This is a genomic window from Lentzea rhizosphaerae (assembly GCF_042649515.1).
Taxonomy (GTDB): Bacteria; Actinomycetota; Actinomycetes; order Mycobacteriales; family Pseudonocardiaceae; genus Lentzea; species Lentzea aerocolonigenes.
Genome location: NZ_JBHRZI010000005.1, coordinates 15,689 through 36,336 on the forward strand (window position 1 = coordinate 15,689; position 20,648 = coordinate 36,336).

The window sequence follows — 20,648 nt, forward strand, 5'->3', positions numbered from 1 at the left end:
CGGCGTTCCCGGGGCGCACGTCACACCGTCCATCTGGGAATGCGGCCGGCCCCATCGACCAATAGGTTCCGTGAGCACCGAGACAGCGCCACCGGCGCGAACAGGAGGACCGGGGGTGACGAAGCCTCTGGACCGGGACGCCTGGGTCGAGCTGTACGACCGGCACGCCCGTGACCTGCACCGCTACCTGGCGCTGCGGGTGGACGCCGCGATCGCGGACGATCTGGTGTCCGAGGCGTTCCTCATCGCCTGGGAACGCCGTGAGACCTTCGACCCGGCCCGCGCGAGCGTCAAGGCGTGGTTGTTCGGGATCGGGACGAACCTGCTGCGCCAGCACGTGCGCGCCGAGGGCAGGCGCCTGCGGGCGTGGGCGCGCGAGCACGGCAGACGCGCGGTGACCGACCACGTCGACGACCGCACGGCGGCCGCGGTGGACGCGAAGTCGTTGATGGGCGACCTCAGCGAGGTGCTCGCGGACCTGCGGCCGGAGGAACGGGACGTGCTGCTCATGGTGGCGTGGGCCGATCTGAGCGCGGCCGAGGTGGCCGAGGTGACCGAGACGCCGGTGGCGACGGTCCGGACGCGGTTGTTCCGGGCGCGGGCCAAGCTGCGGGCGAAGATCAACGGGCAGGAGGGCGACGACGATGCGTGACGAGACGCGCCAGGTCGAGGACGAGACCGTCAAGTGGGCGATGGCGGACGTCGCCCCGATGAGCGACGAGGCGTTCGAGCGGGGCCGCGTGGCACTGCTGGCGCGCATCGACGCCGAGGAGTCCGGGAAGGTGGTCCCGCTCCGGCGCCGCCGCCGCATCCCGCTGGTCGCCGCGGCCGCCGCGATGGTCGTGATCGCCGGCGCCGCACTGCTCGCGCCGTCGCTGGTCTCGCAGGACAAGGGGCCGAACGTGGCCGCGGCCGACGTGCTCGAGCAGGCCGCGAACCTCACCGGTGACGCGAAGCTGCAGCCGGGGCAGTACCTGCACGTGCTGCAGAAGGCCACCTGGTCGATGACCGACTACGACCACAGGTGGATGTACCTGCAGGGCCAGACCTCGCAGACGTGGATCCCCGCCGACCGCAAGGGAACCTGGTTGTACAGGCACACCAGAGCAGGCGGCAGGCAGTGGCTCATCGGGTCCGAAAAGGACCTTCCGGCCGGCTTCGAGTCACCGATCGACAGCGAGGGCGAGTACACGTCCGAGGGAGGCCCCGCGCTGCACGACAAGATCGAGGCCAGCTTCCGCGACCCGTCCCCCGAGTACCTCGCCACGCTCCCGCTCGACCCGCGCGAGCTCTACCGGAAGCTCCGCGACGAGGTGTCGGGCAACGAGGGCCTGGTCTTCCTCCAGATGATCAACGACGGTCTGGACTCCGGCGTGTACCCGGCCGCGGTGCGGTCCGCGGTCTACCAGGCGCTGACCTACCTGCCGAAGCTGGAGGTCGTCGACCAGGCCGCCACGATCGGTGGCAGGACCGGCACCGCGCTGGGCGTCACCGAGAACGAGACGACCGAGCAGATCGTCGTCGACCAGGCGACCGGCGAGTACCTCGGGTCCCGCACGCTGCTGGCGAAGGACGCGTGGGGCCTGAAGAAGGGTCAGGTGATCGGTGTCTCGTCGGTGACCACGACCGTCGTTTCCGGTGCGGGACAAGGGTCCTAGTCAGCTGCGGAACGGGGCTCGGTGTAGCACCACCCAGATCTCGCCGGGCCGCTCCACCGCGCCGGGGAGCCACCCCGGCGCGACGGCGTCGGCCAGCTCCTCGGCGCGGTCGAGCAGGGTCCTGACCGCCGGCTCACCGACGACGATCACCGCCGACCAGTCGACGTGGGCCATCACGAAGTCCTGGGTGACACCGAACTTCTCCTCCAGCACGACCATCAGCTCGTGCCCGGTGTCCGGGCCCGCGTCGACCTCGCTGACGTCCGGAACCTCTTGTTCCACAACGTCTTCTTCGTCTTCGTCGTCATCTTCCTCGTCGTCGTGGTACTCCGACCAGACGTGTTTGCTGATCGAGTAGATGCGGGAGATCATGTCGTCGGTCTGCTCCTCGGTCATGACGAGCTCGACCGTGCGGCCCTCGGTCAGCGTGAAGGTCAGCTCGACCTCCGGCTCGGCGTCCGTGCCGGGAACCGCCTCGACGTTGCCGGCCACCTCCCCGAACACCCAGGAATCCGCGGGACTTTCCGCACCCATGCGCATCGACGGCAGGTTCGCGGCCATGTCGACGACGAGCCGCGCGGCGGTGAAGAAGTCGTCCTTGCTGTTGAACTCCTTGCGGCTGCGGGTGAGCGTGCGCCCGATGCCGATCGGCTCGACGCGGGCCTCGACCACGCCGCTGCGCTCCTCGCCGTCCCATCTCGCGGACACCGTGATGCCGTTGGCCAAGCGCTTGCGGTAGTTCTCGTGGTGGCCGTGGCGGGCGAGCTCCCACCCTGCCACGGACTCGGGCCAGTCCTCGTCGTACAACGGTTTTCCTCTCGGTGGGGAATTCACGTTGTCACAGAACGGCCCGCTGCGTGGTCCTTTTGGCATGAGCGAAGTGAAAGTCGAGATCCTCGCCGAGTCACCGGGCGTCGCACCGGTCCCGTCAAGCCTGGTGGCGCGCACGATCCTGGTCACCCTGCCGCCGGGCAGCCCCGGCGCGCCGCCGCACCGCCACCCCGGCCCGATCTACGCCTACGTGTTGAAGGGCGCCATCACGTTCGAGCTCGAAGGCTCGCCGGAGTGCGTGATCCGGGCCGGTGAGGCGTTCTTCGAGCCGGGTGGAGACGTGATCCACTACAAGGGCGCGAACCACCTCGACGACGAGGAGTCCGCGCTCGTCGCGACGATGATCTGCGCGCCGGGGCTGCCGGTGCTCACCGTCGTGAGTCAGGAAGAACTGGAGGCGCGCAAGCACCTGCGGGCGTGACGGGTGGGGGCGGGAACCCCCGCCCCTCTCCGATCACTCGACCAGCTTGCCCTCCGTGTCGACCTCCCTCATCAGCGACGCGATCTCCTGCGGCACCGGAGGAATCTCCTCCCGCTCGACCTGCCCCGGCCCCGCCCACACGAGGTTCACCTGCTGCGCGGGATCCAGGCCCGGGTAGTCCGACCGGTTGTGACAACCGCGCGTTTCGCGACGTTCGAGCGCGCACTCCAGGGTCGCGCGGGCGGACATAGCCGACGCCAGCAGGTCGAACGCGTGCGCGAGGTCCTGGTAGCCGGCGAGATCGGGGTGCACGCCGACGTCGCGGATGCGGCCCTCCAGCTCGTCGAGCTCGGCGAGGCCCTTGCGCAGGCCCGCCTCGTCGCGGACGACGCCCGCGTGCTCGGTCATCGCGTGCGCTGGATCTCCAGACCCGTGTAGTCGCCGGCGAACGAGGTGCGGCGGTAGGTGTGCGCGCCGAAGAACCGTTGCGAGATGCGGCCGTCGGTCTCGCGGGCGAACGGCATGCCCCACCGTTCGAGGTCGGCGATGCCGCGCGGCGCCTGTTCGGCCACGATCCGGACGATGTCCGGGTTCGCGAGGAGGTAGCTCTCCTTGATGGTGTCGGCCGCGTGCTGCTGCCACGTGTCGGCGGGGTCCATCGTCGCCAGCGCGGCGTTGATCCCACCGGCGGCGAGGGCGGTGTGCGCGTCGGACTTCGGGCGCTTGCCGACGACCAGCACGTCGACCCCGCGTTCGGCGAGTTCGACGGCGGCGCGCAGCCCCGCGCCGCCGGTACCGATCACGAGCACCGAGGTGGCTGTCTGGTGTTCCGGTTGCGTCATACCTGTAGGACCACGCAGCGCCGCGGGATGTGACTGTTAGCCCGGCGACACCAGTGCCGCACTAGGATCAGTGGTGTGTTCGTGAAGCTCTGCGGTCTGCGCACCGAGTCCGATGTCGCCGTCGCCGTCGAAACCGGTGCTGACGCCGTCGGTTTCGTGCTGACCGCCAGCCCCCGCCAGATCGACCTCGACCTGGCCGGGAGGCTCGTCGCGGACGTGCCGGCGGACGTGCTCACCGTCGCCGTGGTGCGCGGCATCACAGCCGCCGAAGCCGGTGAGATGGCGCTGAAGACGGGCGTGCGCGCGTTGCAGCTGCACGGCGACTACCCGAAGGACGCGTTCGACGAGCTCGCGGACCTGCCGTTCCAGCTCGTCCGCGCCACCGCGCTCGGGCCGGACACCGACGTGCGGACCGGCGCGTTCGGCGAGGAGCTGCTGCTGATCGACTCCCCCGTCGCCGGATCCGGTGAGCAGTGGGACATCACGCGGCTCGACGAGAACCGCCCGTCGGGCAAGTGGGTGCTCGCGGGCGGACTGTCGCCCGAGACGGTCGCCGGGGCGATCAGCGTGGCACGGCCGTGGGGCGTCGACGTGTCCAGCGGCATCGAGTCGAGCCGCGGCGTGAAGGACCACGGCCGGATGCGCGAGTTCGTCGCCGCCGCACGTCAGGCCGCGTAACCCGGGATGTCCTCCACCCGCTCGTAGACCGGCAGGCCGCGTTCGCGGGCGATCCGCACGTCCTCGTCCGCGCCGGTCGACTCGCCGGGCAGCCGCAGCACCGCGTCGCAGTGCCTGAGCAGGCGTTCCGCGGTCGGATACATGATCTCCGAGGCGATGGGATCCGCCGGCGAGCTGCCGCCCGCGCCGCGCAGCACCGGCAACGCGACCCATTCACCGATCATCGGCACGTGACCGCTGCGGAAGATCGGCCACGCCGCCTCCTCCAGCCGTTCGAGGTTGCGCGCCATCAGTGCGGGGTCGTCCCCGGTGCCGGATCGGTAGGGCCCCGCGATGAGAATCAGCATGCGATCGACCATAATGTGCAAGACTCGGCAAAAACAAGGAGAAACGTGCATGCTGGCTGCCCAACGCCGTGACCTGCTGCTCGAACGCCTGCGCACCGACGGCCGGATCGTCGCCAAGGACCTCGCCACCGAAGTCGGCATCTCCGAGGACACGATCCGTCGTGACCTGCGCGATCTCGCGGCGGCGGGACTGTGCCAACGCGTGTACGGCGGCGCACTGCCCGTTTCGCCGGCCATCGCCGACTACGCCACACGTCAGGGCGTGCAGGTCGATGGCAAGCAACGGGTCGCACGAGCAGCAGCGGCGTTGATCGAGCCCGGCAGCACGGTGATCCTCGACGGCGGGACGACCACCCTCGCTCTCGTACGCGCGCTACCGCTCGATCTGCACGCAACAGTCGTCACGCACAGTCCGACGATCGCGAGCGCGTTGGAAGAGCATCGGGACGTAGAGGTCTATGTGATCGGTGGACGACTCTTCAAGCACTCGATGGTCGCGTGTGGTGCCGCCGCCGTGGAGGCCGCACGGGGCGTGCACGCAGACCTCTTCTTCCTCGGCGTCACAGGCGTGCACCCCGAAACAGGCCTCACGACCGGCGACGCGGACGAGGCCGCGATGAAACGCGCACTCGCGCATCAGGCCGCCGACACCTACGTGCTGGCCAGCTCGGAGAAGATCGGCACGGCGTCGAGGTTCTCGGTGCTGCCGTTCGCCGAGGTCGCCGGAGTGATCACGGACGCGGACAACGCGATCGTGCGAGCGTTGGAGGTGCCGGTCGTCCCTGCCTAGATTTGCAGGAAACCCTTGGGAGAGCCGTAGGTCCGGCCGCACTGCGTCAACGCGAGCACGCCGTGGCCCTCGACGTCGCCCTCGAAGTACGTGGGGTCGACCGACAGCTCCTCCGCGACCTCGGTCGCCCAGATGTCCTCCAGGTCGTCGTTCTCGTCGCTCCAGTCGTGCGGCAGGCCCCTGCCGTCCTCCACGTCGAGCTCGCCGATCTGGTCCTCCGCCTTGAACGCGTCGTAGTAGCGGACGACCTCGCCGCCCTCCGCGATGCACCACGCCGTCCAGCCGTCGCCGCAGCTCATGCCGTAGTAGTGCGCCTCGCCGAACACCGCGCTCAGCACCGCGCAGATCTCCGTGACGCTGCGGGTTCCGTGCGCGAACGGCTCGCCGAACACGAGCGTCCAGCCGTCCCACGCGCCCGTCACGTAGACCCTGGCGCACTGGACGTGCTCGTCGTCCTTCGACCACGCGTGATGGTCGTTGTTCCACGCAGACGCGCCGAGAACTTTGGTGACCGGCACCGGATCCTGGAGTCCGCAGACCCCGAGGACGGCGTTCTGGTCGTCGGTCCTGATCGCGTACCAGCCGCCGCAGAGGTGCATCTCCTCGGTGCCGTACATCTCGTCTTCGATCTTGACGCCGATGAACCGCTCGATCATCTTCCGGTCCTGCGGCGACATCGCGTCCGGCCCGGCGACCTCGACGATCCCCACCAGCGCGGCCCTGCGCACCGCGCCCTTGGCCGTTCTCCGCGTCTCGTGCAGCAACGGCAGGACGTCCGGCCCCATGGTCCCGAACGCCCACAACGCTTCCCGTTGCGCGTGGTGGTCCTCGTCCGCCAGCAGCGGCAGGAGTTCCCTGGCGTGCTTCAACGCGTGCTCGCCCCGGAACATGCTCGCGGCTTCCCTGCGGACGGCGTGGTGCGGGTGCCGCGACGCCGCGAGGTAGACCTCGTCACCGGCCCGCAGCAAGGAGAACGCCCGGCACGCCTGCCGCACGACCTGACCGTCCTGTGAGGTCGCGATCAGCTCCGCTATTTGGTCAAAGACCGTGATGCCCTGCTCCCGCACGAAGTCCTCGACCTCGCGTCTGAAGTCGTCGCGGTCCACGCGGTCGAGCAGCGCCCGGATCTCCATGGCGCGGCAGGATACGCGTGCCTTGACTCGCCGCCGCGCACTCGGCAGTCTGCGGAACTGATGAGTACCTCGAATTTGGCAGAGGAGCACGTCAAACCGGCGGTGCGCTGGGGAATCGGCCACGCGCTGCCACGGGCGGTGCTGCGTCTCGCCGCGCGCCGCGGCGACCTCCAGGGTCGCATCACCGTCGAGGCCTCCACGGGCGCCGACCTGACCGGCCTGTTCGACGAGATCCGCGCCCGCGGCCCGCTCGCCGCCACGAAGGTCGGCCACACCACCACCCGTCACGAGGTCGTCAAGGCGGTCCTGGGCAACGACGCGTTCATCACCGCCCGTCCGCGTTTCGGCGCCGGCGTCCTCGGCAAGCTCGCCGCGTGGTCCGCCACGAACGTGATGCACCCGGTCCAGCCACCGTCGCTGCTGGCCGTCGAACCGCCGTCGCACACCCGCTACCGCAAGCTCGTCACGCGGGTCTTCACCGCCCGCGCGGTCGAGCAGCTGCGCGTGCGCACCCAGCAGATCACCGACGAGCTGCTCGACGACCTCGATCCCACGAACCCGGTCGACCTGATCGAGGCCTACTGCGGCCTGTTGCCGGTCACGGTCATCAGCGAGATCCTCGGCGTGCCACCGGAGGAACGCGCCACCGTCCTGGCCCTGGGCGGAGCCGCCGCCCCGAGCCTCGACCTGGGCCTGTCGTGGCGCGTCTTCCGCGACGTCGAAGCCGGCCTGACCACGTTCGACGCCTGGCTCACCCGCCACCTCGACGCCCTGCGCGCCAATCCCGGCGACAACCTGTTCAGCCGCCTGATCACCGCCCGCGAGGACGGCGTCGGCCTCACCGAACGCGAGCTCAAGGCCACCGCGGGCCTGGTGCTGGCGGCGGGCTTCGAGACCACGGTCAACCTGCTGGGCAACGGCATCGCGTTGCTGACCAGGCACCCCGAGCAGCTCGCACTGCTGCGCTCGAAGCCGGAACTGTGGGCCAACGCCGTCGACGAGGTGCTCCGGTTCGACCCGCCGGTCCTGCTGACCGGCCGCATGTGCGCGCAGGACACCACAGTCGCGGGCATTCCCGTGCGGCGCGGCCAGATCGTCACGACCGTGCTCGCAGGTGCCAACCGCGACCCGTCCGTGTTCTCCGACCCCGGCACGTTCGACGTGACCCGCCCGAACGCCCGCGACCACGTGTCGTTCGGCGCGGGCCGCCACTACTGCCTGGGCGCGCAGCTCGCGCGCATGGAGGGCGAGATCGGCCTGCGCACGATCTTCGACCGCTTCCCCGGCCTGCGGCTGGCGGCGGGCGCCCGACGCCGTCCCACCCGCATCCTGCGCGGCTTCGAACGCCTGCCCGCCCAGCTCTCATGAGGTGACCAAGCCCCCTGTCCGCACCGTCGCTGCCCGGTTTTGGCGCGAAAAGCACGTTCGGGCCGCTAGATCGCCCGAACGTCACGTTCGCTCCCCAGGCCCGTTTGGCGCGAACGTGACATTGGGGCCGATAGATGGCCCGAACGTGCTTTTCGCGCCAAACAGCAGCAGTAGCGGACAGGACGCTTAGGCCGGGCCCGCGACGAGGTCGGCGAGGTCGTCGAACCGCACCACCAGCACCGCACCGATCGCACCGACGACGACCGCGAGCGCCATGGCGGCCGTGGTGACCTCGGCGTCCACGAAGAACGAGCCGAGCCCGAACACGGCGATGCCCAGCAGCGAGGCGTTGCGCACGACGTGGCGGTGCGTGAGCTTGGTGCTGGTCCGGCCGAAGCACCGGCACACCGCACCGGACCGTTGTGCCACCGCACGCCACACCGCCGCGGTCAGCACACCGAACAGGCCCGTCGCCAGCACCAGACCGGCGATGGCCGACCACGAACCGACGATCGCGGACGCGAGCAGCAGCGCGGCGATCACGAACTCCGCCACCACGGTCGCCACGGCGAACAGGCGCGTCCAGCGCGCCGGGATCCCGAAGGCCGGCACCGACGCGACGAACTCCGCGTAGTCGGTGCGGCTGCGCACCTTGCTGACGGCGGAGACCAGCAGGACGAGTCCACAAAGGACTGTGGACACCACGCTCAGCACCATCACGTCACCTCTGACCGATCGGGCGGACCACGACGCCGATCAGCGCGTCCGCGTGGAGGTAGCCCAGCCGACGGGAATCGTTGCTGCGCTGGAGGTTGTCACCGAGCACGAGCAGGCTGTCGACCGGCACGCGCGGGCCGGGCACCGGGATCTGCGGCGGCACGGGATCACCGGGCACCGCCACCGCGCGTTTCACCATCCGGCCGCCCGTCGGGTCGCTCGGCGCGGCACCGTCGATCTGCACCACGACGACCTGGCCGGCACGGACGCGGCGGAGTTTGACCCGGCGGACCAGCAGGCGGTCGCCGGAGTGGTAGGTCGGTTCCATGCTCACGCCGTGCACCGTCACCACCAGCAAACGGCTGCGCAGCACGAGCAGCCAGGCCACCAGGGCCAACGCGAGCACGACCACGCCCCAGATCACCCGGTCACCACCTCGTCATAACCAGAAGCCTGCAGGCGGAAGAGCCTCGCGTACTCGCCGCCGCCGGCCATCAACTCTTCGTGCGTGCCCCGCTCGGCGACCTGGCCGCCGGCGAGCACGGCGATCACGTCCGCGTCCCGGACCGTCCCGAGACGGTGCGAGATCAGCACGCTCGTCGCCCCCTCGCGGTGCCGCCGCAGACTGCTGTGCACCTCGTGCTCCGCCTGGGCGTCCAGCCCGGAGCTCGGCTCGTCCAGGATCATCAGGTCCCTGCGGTCGCGCAGGAACGCCCGCGCCAGGGCGAGCCGTTGCCACTGACCACCGGACAGCAGCACGCCGGTCTCGGGGTCCTCGCGGTCCGCCTCGTCGAAGTACAGGCGCGACAGCAACGTGTCGTAGCCGCGCGGCAACGCGGTCACCACGTCGTGCGCTCCGGCCCGGTGCGCCGCCGCGACGACGCGCTCTCGATCGTCCATTGAGGACACGTCGCCCAGGCCGATGTTCTCGGCCGCACTGAGGTCGTACCGCATGTAGTCCTGGAACACCGCGCCGATGCGGGCGCGCAGGTCCTCGACCGGGAGCGAACGCAGGTCGGCGCCGTCCCAGAGGATCGCGCCGCGGCACGGGTCGTAGAACCGGCACAGCAGCTTGACGATCGTCGACTTCCCGGCGCCGTTCAGCCCGACCAGGGCGAGCGAGGTGCCGTGCGGGATCGTCAGGTTCACACCGCGCAGCACCCACGGCTGGTCGTCGGCGTAGCGGAACCAGACGTCGCGCAGCTCGATGCCGGACCGCAACGCCGGAATCTCCGCGGGAGCAACGGCGACCGGCAGGTCCGTTGGTTGTTCCTCGATCTCCCGGTAGTGGTGGAACAACAGCACCGAGTGGTGCGCGGAGGCGAGGTTGTGCACCAGGCTCTGCGACGCGCTCTGCACCCCGGCGACCGCGGCCACGAACATCGCCACGTCACCGATCGACAGCGATCCCGCCGCCGCCAGCCACACCGACCAGACCAGGCCGGCCGCCGACACCAGCGCGGTCAGCCCGGCGAGCAGGCCCTGCGCCCGCGCGTCACGCCGGTCCTGGCCCTCCACCACGGCGTGCGCGGCGGTCAGCTCGACGAGCATCCGGCGCCGGAAGAGGTCGCCGAGCCCGAGCAGGCGGAGTTCCTTCGCCGCGTCCAGGCTCGACAGCAGCTCGGCGTAGAAGGCTTCACGCCGCTCGGCCGGGGTGATCGACCACATGACCTCGGCCCTCGCCCTGCTGAGGCGGAGGTGGGCGATCAGCGCAGGGACGGCCGCGAGCAGCACGATCACCGCCATGCCTGTGTTCAGCACCAGCAACGTGGCGAGGAATCCGCCCGTGGTGATGGCCGCCTGCACCGCGCCCAGACCGTCGTCGACGAGCCTGCCGGGACCGTTGCGGCCGGTCTGCTGCGCGAGCTGGAGCTTGTCGCGGAACCGGGGGTCCTCCATGCGCGCCAGCCCGGTGAGCCTGTCCATCGCCCGGTACAGGCGGTCCATGGTCAGCACCGCGACGGAGCGGTCGAGGCGTTGCCGCAGGTACTGCGACGCCACCGGAAGCAGGCCGCTGACCAGGCCCGTCGCCGCCAGTACGACCGCCCACGGCACCAGCGCCGCCCAGGCCGTGCCCGCGGCCAGGCCGTCCAGCAGGATCTTGGTGCACCACGCCGCCGCGAGCGGCACGACGCCGCCGAGCAGGCCCAGCACCACGTACGCCGGGGTACCCGCCCGCGCGGCCCGGTAGGTCAGGCCGAACGCGCTGACCAGGAGCGCGAGCACCCGGCGGGCACCGAGCGAGGTGGTCACCTCGCCGCCGGCACCAGCGTCGGCAGCGCGGACATCTCCCACCCGCTCGCGACGACGACCCCGTCGTCGCCGATGATCGCGACTGCGGGATAGCCCGTGGCACCGAGCGCCGTGTGCAACGGGTCGCCGATGTCCTCGACGAAGACCTCCGCCACCTCACCGAGGCGTGCGACGATGTCGGCGGTCTCCTCGGCACCGCCCGCGGCGACGGCGATGACCTTGCCGCTGTAGCGGGTGGCGTACTCGATGAACTGGGGCATCCGTTCCTTGCACGGTTCGCAGTTCGGCGAGAAGAAGCCGACCAGCGCCCCGCTGACGTCCACATCGGACAGTGCGCCCACCTGCGCACCGGCGGGCAGCATGATGTCCGGCTCTGCCGCCGACTGCTTCTCCCGCAGGTCGCGGAGCGCCTCGTTCTGCTCGCGCAACCGCCGGATGATGCCGAAGCTCAGCAACAGGTCCAGCACGCACAGGATTCCGACGACCACGACCGCGGCGGTCAGCACTGACATGGGAAGACTCCGAAGGTAGGAAGAAGGGACGCCGTGAGTGGCGAGACGCGTCGCCACTCACGGCGGATGATCACGAGCCGCAGATCCGGAAGGCCTGGCAGGGACCGCAGTACTCCTTGCAGGCACCGTTCTGCGTACAGCGCCGGCGGAAGTCACTGCGCTCACGGCAGTAGCAGTGCTTGTAGTACGGGTCCGGCGTGCAGGCCGCGCCCACGTCGACCTTGGCCACGAACATGCCGAGCAGCTTGTCGCTCAGCGTCTCCAACGTCCTGCGCATGTGTCGCGCTCCCTCACTTCCTCCGCGCCGGGTGGCGTCGGTGGCGCAAACGTAGGAAAAGCGGGTACACAGCCGCGCTCAGCGCAGATACACGGGCGCGTGTATGCCGTGTCGGCGGTGTGTCAGCGGCCACAGCCAAGATCGCCGGTGTGTCAGTCGAGTTCAGGGTCCTGGGGAGGATCGAGGTGCGGGCCTGCGGCACGAGCGTGGCGCTCGGCTCGCTCAAGCAACGCCTCCTGCTCGCCACACTGCTGCTCAACCCCGGCCGGACCGTGCCGATCCGCAGGCTGGTCCGCGTGCTGTGGGGAGACGAGCCACCGATGTCCGCGGTCGCGAACCTGCGCACCTACGCCAACCGCCTGCGCCAGGTGCTGCCGGACGGCGCACGACGCCTCGCCGGCAAGCAGGCGGGGTACGAGCTCCTGCTCCAGCCGGGAGAGCTGGACCTGCACTTGTTCACCGAACGCGCCGACGCGGGCAGGACGGCGCTGGCCTGTGGTGATCACGCCGCGGCCGTGCGGCACCTCGGCGAGGCGCTCTCGGCGTGCCGGGGCGCCGTGCTCGAGGACCTCACCGACTGCGAGGCGCTCGCCGCGTCGATCGCGCAGGTCGAGGAGCTGCGGCTCACGGTGGTCGAGGACCACCTCGACGCGCGGCTGGGGCTGGGCGAGCACCGCGAGGTGATCACACCGCTGCGCGAGTTCGCCGCCGAACACCCGTTGCGGGAACGGCCGCGAGCCCACCTGATGACCGCGCTGTACCGGTCGGGCGACCTGGCGGGAGCTCTCTCCGTCTACGCCGACTACCGCAGGGTGATCGCCGACCGACTCGGCCTGGAACCCTCGCCGGATCTGGTGAAACTGCACCAGTCCGTGCTCGACCGCGATCCGGGGCTGACCGCGGTCGTCACCGCGCGCACTTCCCTGCACGCGCCCAGAGAGCTCCCGGCGCGCTGCCGGTCGTTCACCGGCCGCGACGCCGAGGTGGCGCGGTTGCAGGCGGTGCTGGCCTGCAACGAACCCGCGGTCGCCGTGGTGCACGGGCCGTGCGGTGCCGGCAAGAGCGCGCTGGCGCTGGAGGTCGCGCACCGGGCCGCTCCGGTGTTCCCCGACGGCCAGCTCTACATCGACCTCCGCCACGAAACCCGTGTCGCGCACCGGTTGCTGCGACACCTGGGCGTTGCCGACGTGCCGCACGCGGTGGACGAGACAGCCGCCCTGCTGCGGTCCAGGCTCGCCGATCGGGCGGTGCTCGTGGTGCTCGACGGCGCGACCGATCCCGCACCGTTGCGCGATCTGCTGCCCGCGACCGGCCCGTGCGCGGTGCTGATCACCAGCCGGTCGCCGTTGCTGCTGGACGGCGCTCGGCACGTCCGGATCGGGCCCCTGTCCGATGTGGACGGACTGGAGCTGCTGACGCGGCTCGCACCGGTCGCGGCGTCCGAACCCGCCGCCGCGGCCAGGATCGCGCGGTACTGCCACGGAATTCCGCTGGCGCTGCACATCGCGGGCGCGATCCTCGCCCACCGCCCCGGACGCTCCGCGTCGTGGCTCGCGGACCGCCTGGCGTCCGACCGGCGCAGGTTGTCCGAGCTGAGCTTCGGCGGCGAGTCGGTCCGCGCCGCCTGCGCCACCGCGTTCGGTGCCGTCACCGACCCGCTGGCCGCGACCGCGTTCCGGTTCCTCGGCCGCAGTGACACGTGCGACGCCGCCACCGCCGCCCTCGCGCTGGGCACGGGCCTGCTGGAAACCGAGGCCGCGCTGGACCAGCTCGTCGACCTCGGACTCGCCGAGTGGGGTGACGGCGACACCTACCGCCTGCCCGGCCTGATGCGACTCTTCGCCGCCGAACTGGGTCCGCCGCGGTGCCGCACTACCGCGTCAAGCCTTCGGCGGCATGCCTGACGGCGCGGCCACGTCCTGTTGGCGGATTTCCACACCGCCCACGAACACCCCCTCGACGTTGCCGGGATGGGCCGCCGTGACGACCGCGGCGATCGGGTTGCGGGTGCCGAGCAGGTTGATGTCGGAGGCGCGCAGCACCACCAGGTCCGCGTGCTTGCCCGGGGCGAGCGACCCGACGCGGTCGGCCATGCCGAGGGCCACGGCGCCCTCGACGGTCGCCATCCGCAGCAGGTCGGCGGGCGTGACGTGCACGGCCTCGCTCAGGTGCGCGGACAGCAGGGTGGCGAGCATCAGCGAGGGCGTGCACGTCACGCCGGTCACCGAGTCGACGCCGAGACCGGTCGGCACGCTCGCACCGGCCTCGGCGATCAGCTTCAGCTCGTCGTCGGGAAGACCGTTGCCGCGGACGTGCTCGACCGCGCCACGTCCGCGCTCCGCGACCTCTTTTCGCACCTTCCAGGCTGATCAGGCCACAAATGGCCGGTTACTGGCCTGTTCCATCTGCGCGGGCGGACACCATGATCGAGCCATGATCCGTTTCCTGGCCGCGGTGATCGCCACGACGGCGTTGTCCGCCCCCGCTCCCCCACCTCCCGTTTTCACCGACGGGTTCGGCCTCGTCGTGACGAGCCAGCCTCGTTGGGTGGACGAGAACCACCGCACGTTCGTCTTCAGCGTCTCCACCGACCAGGTGCCGGCCCCGACTTTGTTGCCAGGCCAGGAACCAGGCAGGCACGCGATCGTCGTGACACTGCCCACGGGATACGACGCCACGACCCGCTACCCGGTGCAGTACTACCTGCACGGCCACCCGGACCGCCCGGACGCGGCGTGGAACCAGCGGGTCGTGGAGAACGCAACGCGCGACGTGCCGCTGATCACCGTGCAGCCCAACGGCAGCGGCCGCGGCTGGTACTCGAACTGGGTCAACCCGGGCGTCTATCCGCAGAACTGGGAGACCTTCCACCTGGAGCAGGTGATCCCGTTCGTCGACGCCAACCTCAGCACAATCGCTGGACGGGACGGGCGCGCGATCGTCGGGCACTCCATGGGAGGCTTCGGCGCGTTCCACTACGCCGAGCACCGGCCCGACCTCTTCCACTACGTGGGCAGCTTCTCCGGGGGCCTCGACCTGCAGAACTCCGAGGTCCGCGCCGCCGTGGTGGCCAGCTCGGTGAACCCCGGCTCCGGATCTCCGGTTGTTGGCGCGGACGCGATCTTCGGGCCGCCGGTGTGGCCGTTCGACAGCGTTTGGAACGCTCAGAGCCCTGCCCAGCACGTGGCTTCGTTGCGCGGGATGGGAGTGGCGCTGTACACCGGCAACGGTGGTGACCTTGCCGTCAACCCGATCCAGGCGGTGCTGGAGAACCGGGCTCGGGAAACTGCTCTGGTGACCGCTGCGCACCTTCGTGCTGCTGGGATTCCGTTCCACTTCTCCGACTACGGCGATGGGAGCGGGTGGGCGGCGGGGTGTACCGGGAAGCACGCCGAGGAGGCTTGCGTGCAGGCCGACATGAACCACTTCGTTGGGCTGTTCATGGGGCGGTGACGTTGGGGTGAGCGTGGGTCGGCTTGGGGTGGTTCGGCTCGGGTTCCAGCGGGGTTGGTCACCTTCTGCTGGTCTGGTCGCCTTGGGCTGGTGGTTGCGTGGGCCGTATGACGAGCTTTGGTTGCGTCATCGCCGCTTCGCGACGATTTCGATTGGGGCTTGACTTCGGGGCCCTTGCGAGGCGCTGTGTCGGGCGGAAAAGGCCGGATGCTTCGCACCCGCCCGATCCGAAAAGGCTAGCACCTCGCTCCCAAAGTCAAGCCTCAATCGCAAGCGTGCGTGGTTGCGTTTGTTATTCGTCTTACGTCATTACCGCTTGCCTGCGTTCGCACAGGTCTGTTCGGCTCGCCTTCGGCATCGCGTTCCCGGTTGGGTGGCCGTCGGGTGATTCACTCGATCGTGTCCGACTTTTCCCGTTATCTTGTTGTGATCTTGCGGTAGATTAGAACACGTGATCGAAACCCGACTCCTCCCCACCGACGAGCTGCTTCGCAGTGTCGTCAGCAAGGTGACGGAGATTCGGGTGCGCGAGCACGAGCTGATGCAGGAAATCGCCGAGTTGGATCGGCGCGGAGCCGCCACCGAGCTGGGTTACAAGGATTTGGCTCAGGTGTTGCGGCACGCGGTCCGCTGGGATCTCACCACCGCCAAGAAATGGGTCGCCACCGCCGCGCGGCTCAGCGGAGCGATCACTCCGACCGGCAGCGAGCTCCAGCCCGAACTGCCCGCTACTGCCGTGGCGGTGGCGGAGGGCGCGTTGTCGATCGAGCACGTCGCCGTGGTCGCCAAGGCCATGGAAACGCTGCCCGCGGAAGCCGAAGCGCCCTTGGTCGACTACGCCCGCGACCACGAGCCCAACGAAGTGCGCAAGTTCGGCGAAGACCTGCTCTACCGGCTCTACCAGAACGACCCGGCACCCGGTGACACCGAGCCCGCGCCGCCCGGCAACGAACACATCATGCGGTGGAAGAACGGACGGCTGGAGATCCGCGCGAAGCTGGACAAGGTCACCGGCGCCAAGTACGAGGCACTGATCGACCCCTTGGCCAAGCCCCGCCCGAACACCGCCGACGAAGGCCCGGACCTGCGCAGCCGCGAGCAACGCGAAGGCGACGCCCTCGCCGACCTGATCGACCTGATGCTGCGCGCCGACCAGCTGCCCGAACACGGCGGCGAACCAGTCACCCTCACCCTGACCATGCCCTACGAGGACCTCGCCAACCAGGTCGGCCACGCCACCCTGGACAACGGCGATCGTGTCCCGGCCGAGCAGGTGCGTCAGTTCGCCTGCAACGCGGGGATCATCCCGATGGTCCTGGGCGGAGCGGGCCAGCCACTGGACGTCGGCCGCAAGACCCGTACCTTCCCGGCCGCGATCCGCCGGATCCTGGTGACCAGGGATCGGGGCTGTGCCTTCCCCGGTTGCGGCAGACCGCCCAGACAGTGCGACGCCCACCACATCCGCCACTGGGCCGACGGCGGCGACACCTCCGTCGACAACGCGGTGCTGCTCTGCCGCCACCACCACACCCTGATCCACCAGAGCAAGTGGGAAGTCAAGCTGGTCACCGGGATCCCGACGTTCTACCCGCCAGCCTGGCTCGACCCGCAACAAAGACCCAGACGCAACCTGATCAACACCGCCTGACCCCGGCCACGCGGTGGCGATGGAGGCAGCCTGGCTACGGGGGAGGCTGTGTTGATGAAGGCCGCCAGGCTGTGGGAGGGGAGGCGGTGTTGATGGAGGCCGTTTCTTCTTCCCGCGAGCTAATCCCGCGAGGCATCCAGCGCAGCTAATCTTCCGAACCCCGAACCCCGAAGCCCAACGGCAATGGCGAAGCCGAGCCGAACCTCCCCTACCAACGCCACGACGGCGAAGCCGAGCACCCCGCCAACCGCGATGGCGAAGCCGAGCCGGACAGGGCAATGCGTCATCGGAAAAGCGGTAATGAGGTGAGCCGACCAACAAACGCGACCACGCACGTTTGCGATTGGGGCTTGACTTTGGGTGCGAGGTGCTACGCTGGTTGGATCGGCCGGGCTCTTATTGCCCGGCTTTTCAAGGCCGATGAGCGCCTCGCAAGGGCCCCGAAGTCAAGCCCCAATCGCAATTGTCGCGAAGCGGCGATGAAATGACCTGGCTCGTCATACGACCCAAAGCGACAACCAGCAAAAGGCGACAACCAGCAAAAGGCGACCACCCCGCTGGAACCCGTGCCGAACCGCCAAAGCCGACCCGCACACGCCCCAACGCAACCCGCCCCTGCAAGCCCGACTCGCGCAACGCCACCGAGCACAGCAACGCCACCGGGCACGCTCCCACCCAAGCCGACCTCGCAACGCCCCGCTCCAATCCGCGCCGCCCAACACCACCCGGCACGCCTCCATCCCAACCCCACAACGCACCGGTACCCCCGACCCGCCCCCCAAACCACACCCCACCTCCCTGCCCCCATGACCTGCGACGTTCGGCGTGAACCGAACGGAGCATTTCTGAAACCGCGCGTCCCGAACGCGCCCCCACCTCCTCTAATGCCGTGACGGGCCCCTGCACCCGCGCGACACGCGTGGGCATCGCCCGCTAGGGAGTGTTGGAGGAACAGTGTTCTTGCGTTCACGTTCTCGCCTGCGCACTGCGGCCATCGCCGCGGTCGTGGGCGCAGGCGTTCTGACGGCGGCGACCCCCGCCGCCGCGGCGCCTCTCGCGGGCACACGGGCGTACCTGGTCATCACGGCGCCCGGTGCCACGGGAAGTGCTGTGTCGGCTGTCGCGAGCAACAGTGGCACTGTGTGGACGACCTACGACGCCATTGGTGTCATCGTTGCTCACTCCGGGGCCGCTGACTTCGCGAGCCGCATGCGTGCGGTTTCCGGAGTGCAGAAGGTTGGTGCCACCCGCACCACTGACGTTCCCGCCGAGGCGGCCAACCCGCCGATTCCCACCGCGCCCTCGCAGGCTGCGCCGGCCACGTCCGAGCCTCTGCGCTCGGACATGACGCAGATCGGTGCCGACAAGGCGTGGGCGGTCAACAAGGGTTCGGCCAGCGTCACCGTTGGTGTGCTCGACACCGGTGTTGACGACCTGCACGACGACCTCAAGGCGAACTTCGACGCTGCCAACTCCGCGTCGTGTGCCTACGGCAAGCTCGACACTCGCTCCGGGTCGTGGCGCGACACCGACACGCACGGCACGCACGTGGCCGGGACGATCGCTGCGGCCAAGAACAACCGCGGCATGGTCGGGGTCGCGCCTGGTGTGAAGATCGCCTCGGTGCGCATCGCGGAGAAGCCGAGCGGGCTGTTCTTCGCGGAGAACACCATCTGTGCCATGGTCTTCTCCGGTGACCGCGGTTTCGAGGTGACCAACAACAGCTACTACACCGACCCGTGGCTGTTCAACTGCCCTGACAACGCCGACCAGGACGCGATCCTCGAGGGCGTCAAGCGGGCCGTGGCCTACGCCGAGGGCAAGGGCGTGCTGAACGTGGCCGCTGCGGGCAACGAGAACTACAACCTCGCGGCCAAGAGCAGTGACGCGACCAGCCCCAACGACTCGACGCCGGCGACTCGCACGGTCACCAACGCGTGCCTGAGCGTTCCCACCGAGGTCTCCGGTGTTGTCAGCGTCGCGTCGATCACCTCGACGAACGGCAAGTCGTCGTTCTCCAACTACGGCACGGACAAGATCCACATCGCCGCGCCCGGTGACAGCGTCTACTCGACGGTTCCCGGTGGTCGCTACGGCACCAAGTCCGGCACGTCGATGGCCTCCCCGCACGTCGCGGGCGTCGCCGCGCTGCTGAAGTCGGCCAACCCCACGGCCACTCCTGCCCAGCTGCGCCAGCTGCTGGCCACCCAGGCCGACGACCTGCGCTGCTCCGACAGCCGGTGCTCCGGGACCACCGCGAAGAACAACTTCTTCGGTGAGGGGCGCGTCGACGCGTTCGCCGCGGTCGACACCGGCACGCCGCCCGGCACCACGTTCGAGAACACCGCTGACGTGAACATCCCGGACAACGGTGCCGCTGTGACCAGCCCGATCATCGTCTCCGGCATCACGGGCAACGCCCCGGCCGCGCTCAAGGTCGGCGTCGACATCGTGCACACCTACCGCGGTGACCTGGTCATCGACCTGATCGCCCCGGACGGCACGGCGTTCCGGCTGCAGAACTCGAGCAACGACAGCGGTGACAACATCGTGCAGACCTACACGGTCGACGCGTCCGCCAAGGCTGCGAACGGCACGTGGAAGCTGCAGGTGAAGGACGTCGCGCAGGCCGACACCGGCTACATCAACTCCTGGAAGCTGACCTTCTAGGAGCGTCGTCGATGAAGGGAATCTTCCTCCACCTGACGTGGATGAAGGTTCCCTTCATCGCAAGCAGGCATATGGTGCGAAAGTGTTCGATACCCGCCAGCTAGAGGTGTTCGCGACCGTCGCCAGGACCGGCTCGTTCAGCGCGGCCGCGCGGGAGCTGCACTGCACCCAGCCGGCGATCAGCCAGCAGATGCGTGCACTGGAACGGCAGGTCGGAGGGCCGTTGTTCGTGCGCACCGGCCGCGGGCTGACCCTCACCGAGGCCGGTCGCATCCTCGCCGAGCGCGGCACGGCGCTGCTCGACGAGCTGGCGGCGACGCACCAGCAGATCAGCGCGATCGCCACGCACGACATCGGCACCATCCGCATCTGCGCGTTTCCCAGCGCCACCGTCTCGCTCGTGCCGGCGGCCGCCGCGATCCTCGCCAAGGAACGGCCCCACCTGCGGCTCGAACTGGTCGAGGGCGAGCCTCCCGACTCGTTCTCCCTGCTGCGGCGCGGCGCCACGGACCTCCTGGTCAGCTTCAGCTACGAGGGCGAACCCCAGGACGAGACCGCGGTCGCCGGGATGCTGCGCGTGCCGCTGATGCACGAACCGCTCGCGTTGCTCGTGCCCACCGGCCACCGGCTGGCCGGTCGCGAACGCGTGTCGATGGCCGAGACCGAGCAGGAGCGCTGGATCGCGGGCTGTCCGCGGTGCCGGCACGCCCTCGACGAGGCCTGCGCCGAAGCCGGGTTCACGCCCGACATCACCTGCTCCACCGACGACAACCTGGCGATCCAGAGCCTCGTCGCCGCCGGGCTCGGCATCGCGCTCGTGCCGCGGCTGGTCCTGTCGTTCCTCAAACACCCCGGCCTGACCACTGTCGACGTGGAATCGTGCGCCCAGCGGCACACCGCGCTCTACACGTGGCCCGACCTGATCCGGCTGCCGATCGTGCGCGCCACGGTGGACGCGCTGGTCAGCGCCGCCTCGAGGGCCTGACGTATAACGCGGGCTTATGAGTCCCCAAGAGATCGGGATCTTCTGCCCATAGGTCAAGGCGCCCA

The 20,648-nt window shown here is 69.7% G+C and carries 22 protein-coding genes; 11 read left to right on the forward strand and 11 right to left on the reverse strand.

Translation table 11 applies throughout. The features are described 5' to 3' along the window. The first annotated feature begins 115 nt into the window (after positions 1 to 115). A complete protein-coding gene (locus ACFOWZ_RS03240; protein ID WP_382368372.1) occupies positions 116 to 652 on the forward strand; it encodes an RNA polymerase sigma factor in 537 nt (178 codons plus the stop codon). Further along, on the forward strand, positions 645 to 1,658 hold the full coding sequence (locus tag ACFOWZ_RS03245) for a CU044_5270 family protein (protein ID WP_382368375.1): 1,014 nt from the start codon (positions 645 to 647) through the stop codon (positions 1,656 to 1,658). Before ACFOWZ_RS03240 ends, ACFOWZ_RS03245 begins: the two co-directional genes overlap by 8 nt. Here ACFOWZ_RS03245 and ACFOWZ_RS03250 read toward each other — a convergent pair whose 3' ends face one another. Further along, on the reverse strand, positions 1,659 to 2,465 hold the full coding sequence (locus ACFOWZ_RS03250; RefSeq protein WP_382368378.1) for a hypothetical protein: 807 nt from the start codon (positions 2,463 to 2,465) through the stop codon (positions 1,659 to 1,661). Positions 2,466 to 2,529: 64 nt separating this feature from the next. Here ACFOWZ_RS03250 and ACFOWZ_RS03255 point away from each other — a divergent pair, with 64 nt between their 5' ends. Then, the gene (locus tag ACFOWZ_RS03255; protein WP_382368381.1) at positions 2,530 to 2,910 is read left to right on the forward strand and encodes a cupin domain-containing protein; all 381 of its coding nucleotides are present in this window, start codon (positions 2,530 to 2,532) and stop codon (positions 2,908 to 2,910) included. Between the two features lie 33 nt (positions 2,911 to 2,943). On the opposite strand, the gene ACFOWZ_RS03260 is transcribed toward ACFOWZ_RS03255, so the two are convergent. Both ACFOWZ_RS03260 and ACFOWZ_RS03265 read right to left on the reverse strand, forming a co-directional pair. Next, positions 2,944 to 3,318, reverse strand: a complete 375-nt coding sequence (locus tag ACFOWZ_RS03260) for a hypothetical protein (protein WP_382368384.1) — start codon at positions 3,316 to 3,318, stop codon at positions 2,944 to 2,946. Beyond that, complete coding sequence (locus ACFOWZ_RS03265; protein WP_382368387.1) at positions 3,315 to 3,752, reverse strand: FAD-dependent oxidoreductase; 438 nt, start codon at positions 3,750 to 3,752, stop codon at positions 3,315 to 3,317. The genes ACFOWZ_RS03260 and ACFOWZ_RS03265 overlap by 4 nt, the downstream gene beginning before the upstream one ends. Before the next feature lie 75 nt (positions 3,753 to 3,827). Here ACFOWZ_RS03265 and ACFOWZ_RS03270 point away from each other — a divergent pair, with 75 nt between their 5' ends. After that, positions 3,828 to 4,430, forward strand: coding sequence for a phosphoribosylanthranilate isomerase (locus ACFOWZ_RS03270; protein WP_382368390.1), 603 nt, complete (start codon positions 3,828 to 3,830; stop codon positions 4,428 to 4,430). On the opposite strand, the gene ACFOWZ_RS03275 is transcribed toward ACFOWZ_RS03270, so the two are convergent. Further along, entirely contained in the window at positions 4,418 to 4,777 is a 360-nt protein-coding gene (locus ACFOWZ_RS03275; RefSeq protein ID WP_030473436.1) for a hypothetical protein, read from the reverse strand. The two genes, ACFOWZ_RS03270 and ACFOWZ_RS03275, sit on opposite strands and share 13 nt — an antisense overlap. A 49-nt stretch (positions 4,778 to 4,826) precedes the next feature. Between ACFOWZ_RS03275 and ACFOWZ_RS03280 the strand changes: the two genes are divergently transcribed. After that, positions 4,827 to 5,567, forward strand: coding sequence for a DeoR/GlpR family DNA-binding transcription regulator (locus ACFOWZ_RS03280; RefSeq protein ID WP_382368393.1), 741 nt, complete (start codon positions 4,827 to 4,829; stop codon positions 5,565 to 5,567). Here ACFOWZ_RS03280 and ACFOWZ_RS03285 read toward each other — a convergent pair. Beyond that, the gene (locus tag ACFOWZ_RS03285; protein ID WP_382368396.1) at positions 5,564 to 6,700 is read right to left on the reverse strand and encodes a HEAT repeat domain-containing protein; all 1,137 of its coding nucleotides are present in this window, start codon (positions 6,698 to 6,700) and stop codon (positions 5,564 to 5,566) included. The genes ACFOWZ_RS03280 and ACFOWZ_RS03285 overlap by 4 nt on opposite strands. Positions 6,701 to 6,760: 60 nt before the next feature. Between ACFOWZ_RS03285 and ACFOWZ_RS03290 the strand changes: the two genes are divergently transcribed. After that, the gene (locus ACFOWZ_RS03290; RefSeq protein WP_382368399.1) at positions 6,761 to 8,068 is read left to right on the forward strand and encodes a cytochrome P450; all 1,308 of its coding nucleotides are present in this window, start codon (positions 6,761 to 6,763) and stop codon (positions 8,066 to 8,068) included. A 186-nt stretch (positions 8,069 to 8,254) separates the two neighbouring features. Here the strand turns inward: ACFOWZ_RS03290 and ACFOWZ_RS03295 are convergent, their stop codons facing one another. The 5 genes from ACFOWZ_RS03295 to ACFOWZ_RS03315 all read right to left on the reverse strand — a co-directional run bounded on the left by ACFOWZ_RS03295 (position 8,255) and on the right by ACFOWZ_RS03315 (position 11,827). Continuing rightward, on the reverse strand, positions 8,255 to 8,785 hold the full coding sequence (locus tag ACFOWZ_RS03295) for a MauE/DoxX family redox-associated membrane protein (protein WP_382368402.1): 531 nt from the start codon (positions 8,783 to 8,785) through the stop codon (positions 8,255 to 8,257). A gap of 4 nt (positions 8,786 to 8,789) precedes the next feature. Beyond that, positions 8,790 to 9,209, reverse strand: coding sequence for a S26 family signal peptidase (locus ACFOWZ_RS03300; RefSeq protein ID WP_382368410.1), 420 nt, complete (start codon positions 9,207 to 9,209; stop codon positions 8,790 to 8,792). Continuing rightward, positions 9,206 to 11,038, reverse strand: a complete 1,833-nt coding sequence (locus ACFOWZ_RS03305; RefSeq protein ID WP_382368413.1) for an ABC transporter ATP-binding protein — start codon at positions 11,036 to 11,038, stop codon at positions 9,206 to 9,208. Before ACFOWZ_RS03305 ends, ACFOWZ_RS03300 begins: the two co-directional genes overlap by 4 nt. Beyond that, complete coding sequence (locus ACFOWZ_RS03310; protein ID WP_382368416.1) at positions 11,035 to 11,550, reverse strand: TlpA family protein disulfide reductase; 516 nt, start codon at positions 11,548 to 11,550, stop codon at positions 11,035 to 11,037. Before ACFOWZ_RS03310 ends, ACFOWZ_RS03305 begins: the two co-directional genes overlap by 4 nt. A 70-nt stretch (positions 11,551 to 11,620) precedes the next feature. Continuing rightward, on the reverse strand, positions 11,621 to 11,827 hold the full coding sequence (locus ACFOWZ_RS03315) for a hypothetical protein (protein ID WP_382368419.1): 207 nt from the start codon (positions 11,825 to 11,827) through the stop codon (positions 11,621 to 11,623). A gap of 149 nt (positions 11,828 to 11,976) precedes the next feature. On the opposite strand from ACFOWZ_RS03315, the gene ACFOWZ_RS03320 reads away from it, so the two are divergent. Then, positions 11,977 to 13,731 carry an AfsR/SARP family transcriptional regulator gene (locus ACFOWZ_RS03320; RefSeq protein ID WP_382368422.1) on the forward strand — a complete coding sequence of 585 codons (1,755 nt, stop codon included), beginning with the start codon at positions 11,977 to 11,979 and terminating at the stop codon, positions 13,729 to 13,731. Here the strand turns inward: ACFOWZ_RS03320 and ACFOWZ_RS03325 are convergent. Beyond that, positions 13,708 to 14,184: an amidohydrolase family protein gene (locus tag ACFOWZ_RS03325; protein WP_382368425.1), complete on the reverse strand. Its 477-nt coding sequence runs from the start codon at positions 14,182 to 14,184 to the stop codon at positions 13,708 to 13,710. The genes ACFOWZ_RS03320 and ACFOWZ_RS03325 overlap by 24 nt on opposite strands. Before the next feature lie 76 nt (positions 14,185 to 14,260). On the opposite strand from ACFOWZ_RS03325, the gene ACFOWZ_RS03330 reads away from it, so the two are divergent. The 4 genes from ACFOWZ_RS03330 (at position 14,261) to ACFOWZ_RS03345 (ending at position 20,583) form a co-directional block, all read left to right on the forward strand. Continuing rightward, positions 14,261 to 15,280 (forward strand): alpha/beta hydrolase, encoded by a 1,020-nt coding sequence (locus ACFOWZ_RS03330; protein ID WP_382368428.1) that lies wholly within the window; start codon positions 14,261 to 14,263, stop codon positions 15,278 to 15,280. Between the two features lie 451 nt (positions 15,281 to 15,731). Continuing rightward, on the forward strand, positions 15,732 to 16,928 hold the full coding sequence (locus tag ACFOWZ_RS03335; protein WP_382368431.1) for an HNH endonuclease signature motif containing protein: 1,197 nt from the start codon (positions 15,732 to 15,734) through the stop codon (positions 16,926 to 16,928). A gap of 954 nt (positions 16,929 to 17,882) precedes the next feature. Then, the gene (locus ACFOWZ_RS03340) at positions 17,883 to 19,598 is read left to right on the forward strand and encodes a S8 family peptidase (RefSeq protein ID WP_382368434.1); all 1,716 of its coding nucleotides are present in this window, start codon (positions 17,883 to 17,885) and stop codon (positions 19,596 to 19,598) included. 82 nt (positions 19,599 to 19,680) lie between these two features. After that, positions 19,681 to 20,583 (forward strand): LysR family transcriptional regulator, encoded by a 903-nt coding sequence (locus ACFOWZ_RS03345; protein ID WP_382368437.1) that lies wholly within the window; start codon positions 19,681 to 19,683, stop codon positions 20,581 to 20,583. The last annotated feature ends 65 nt before the right edge of the window (positions 20,584 to 20,648 follow it).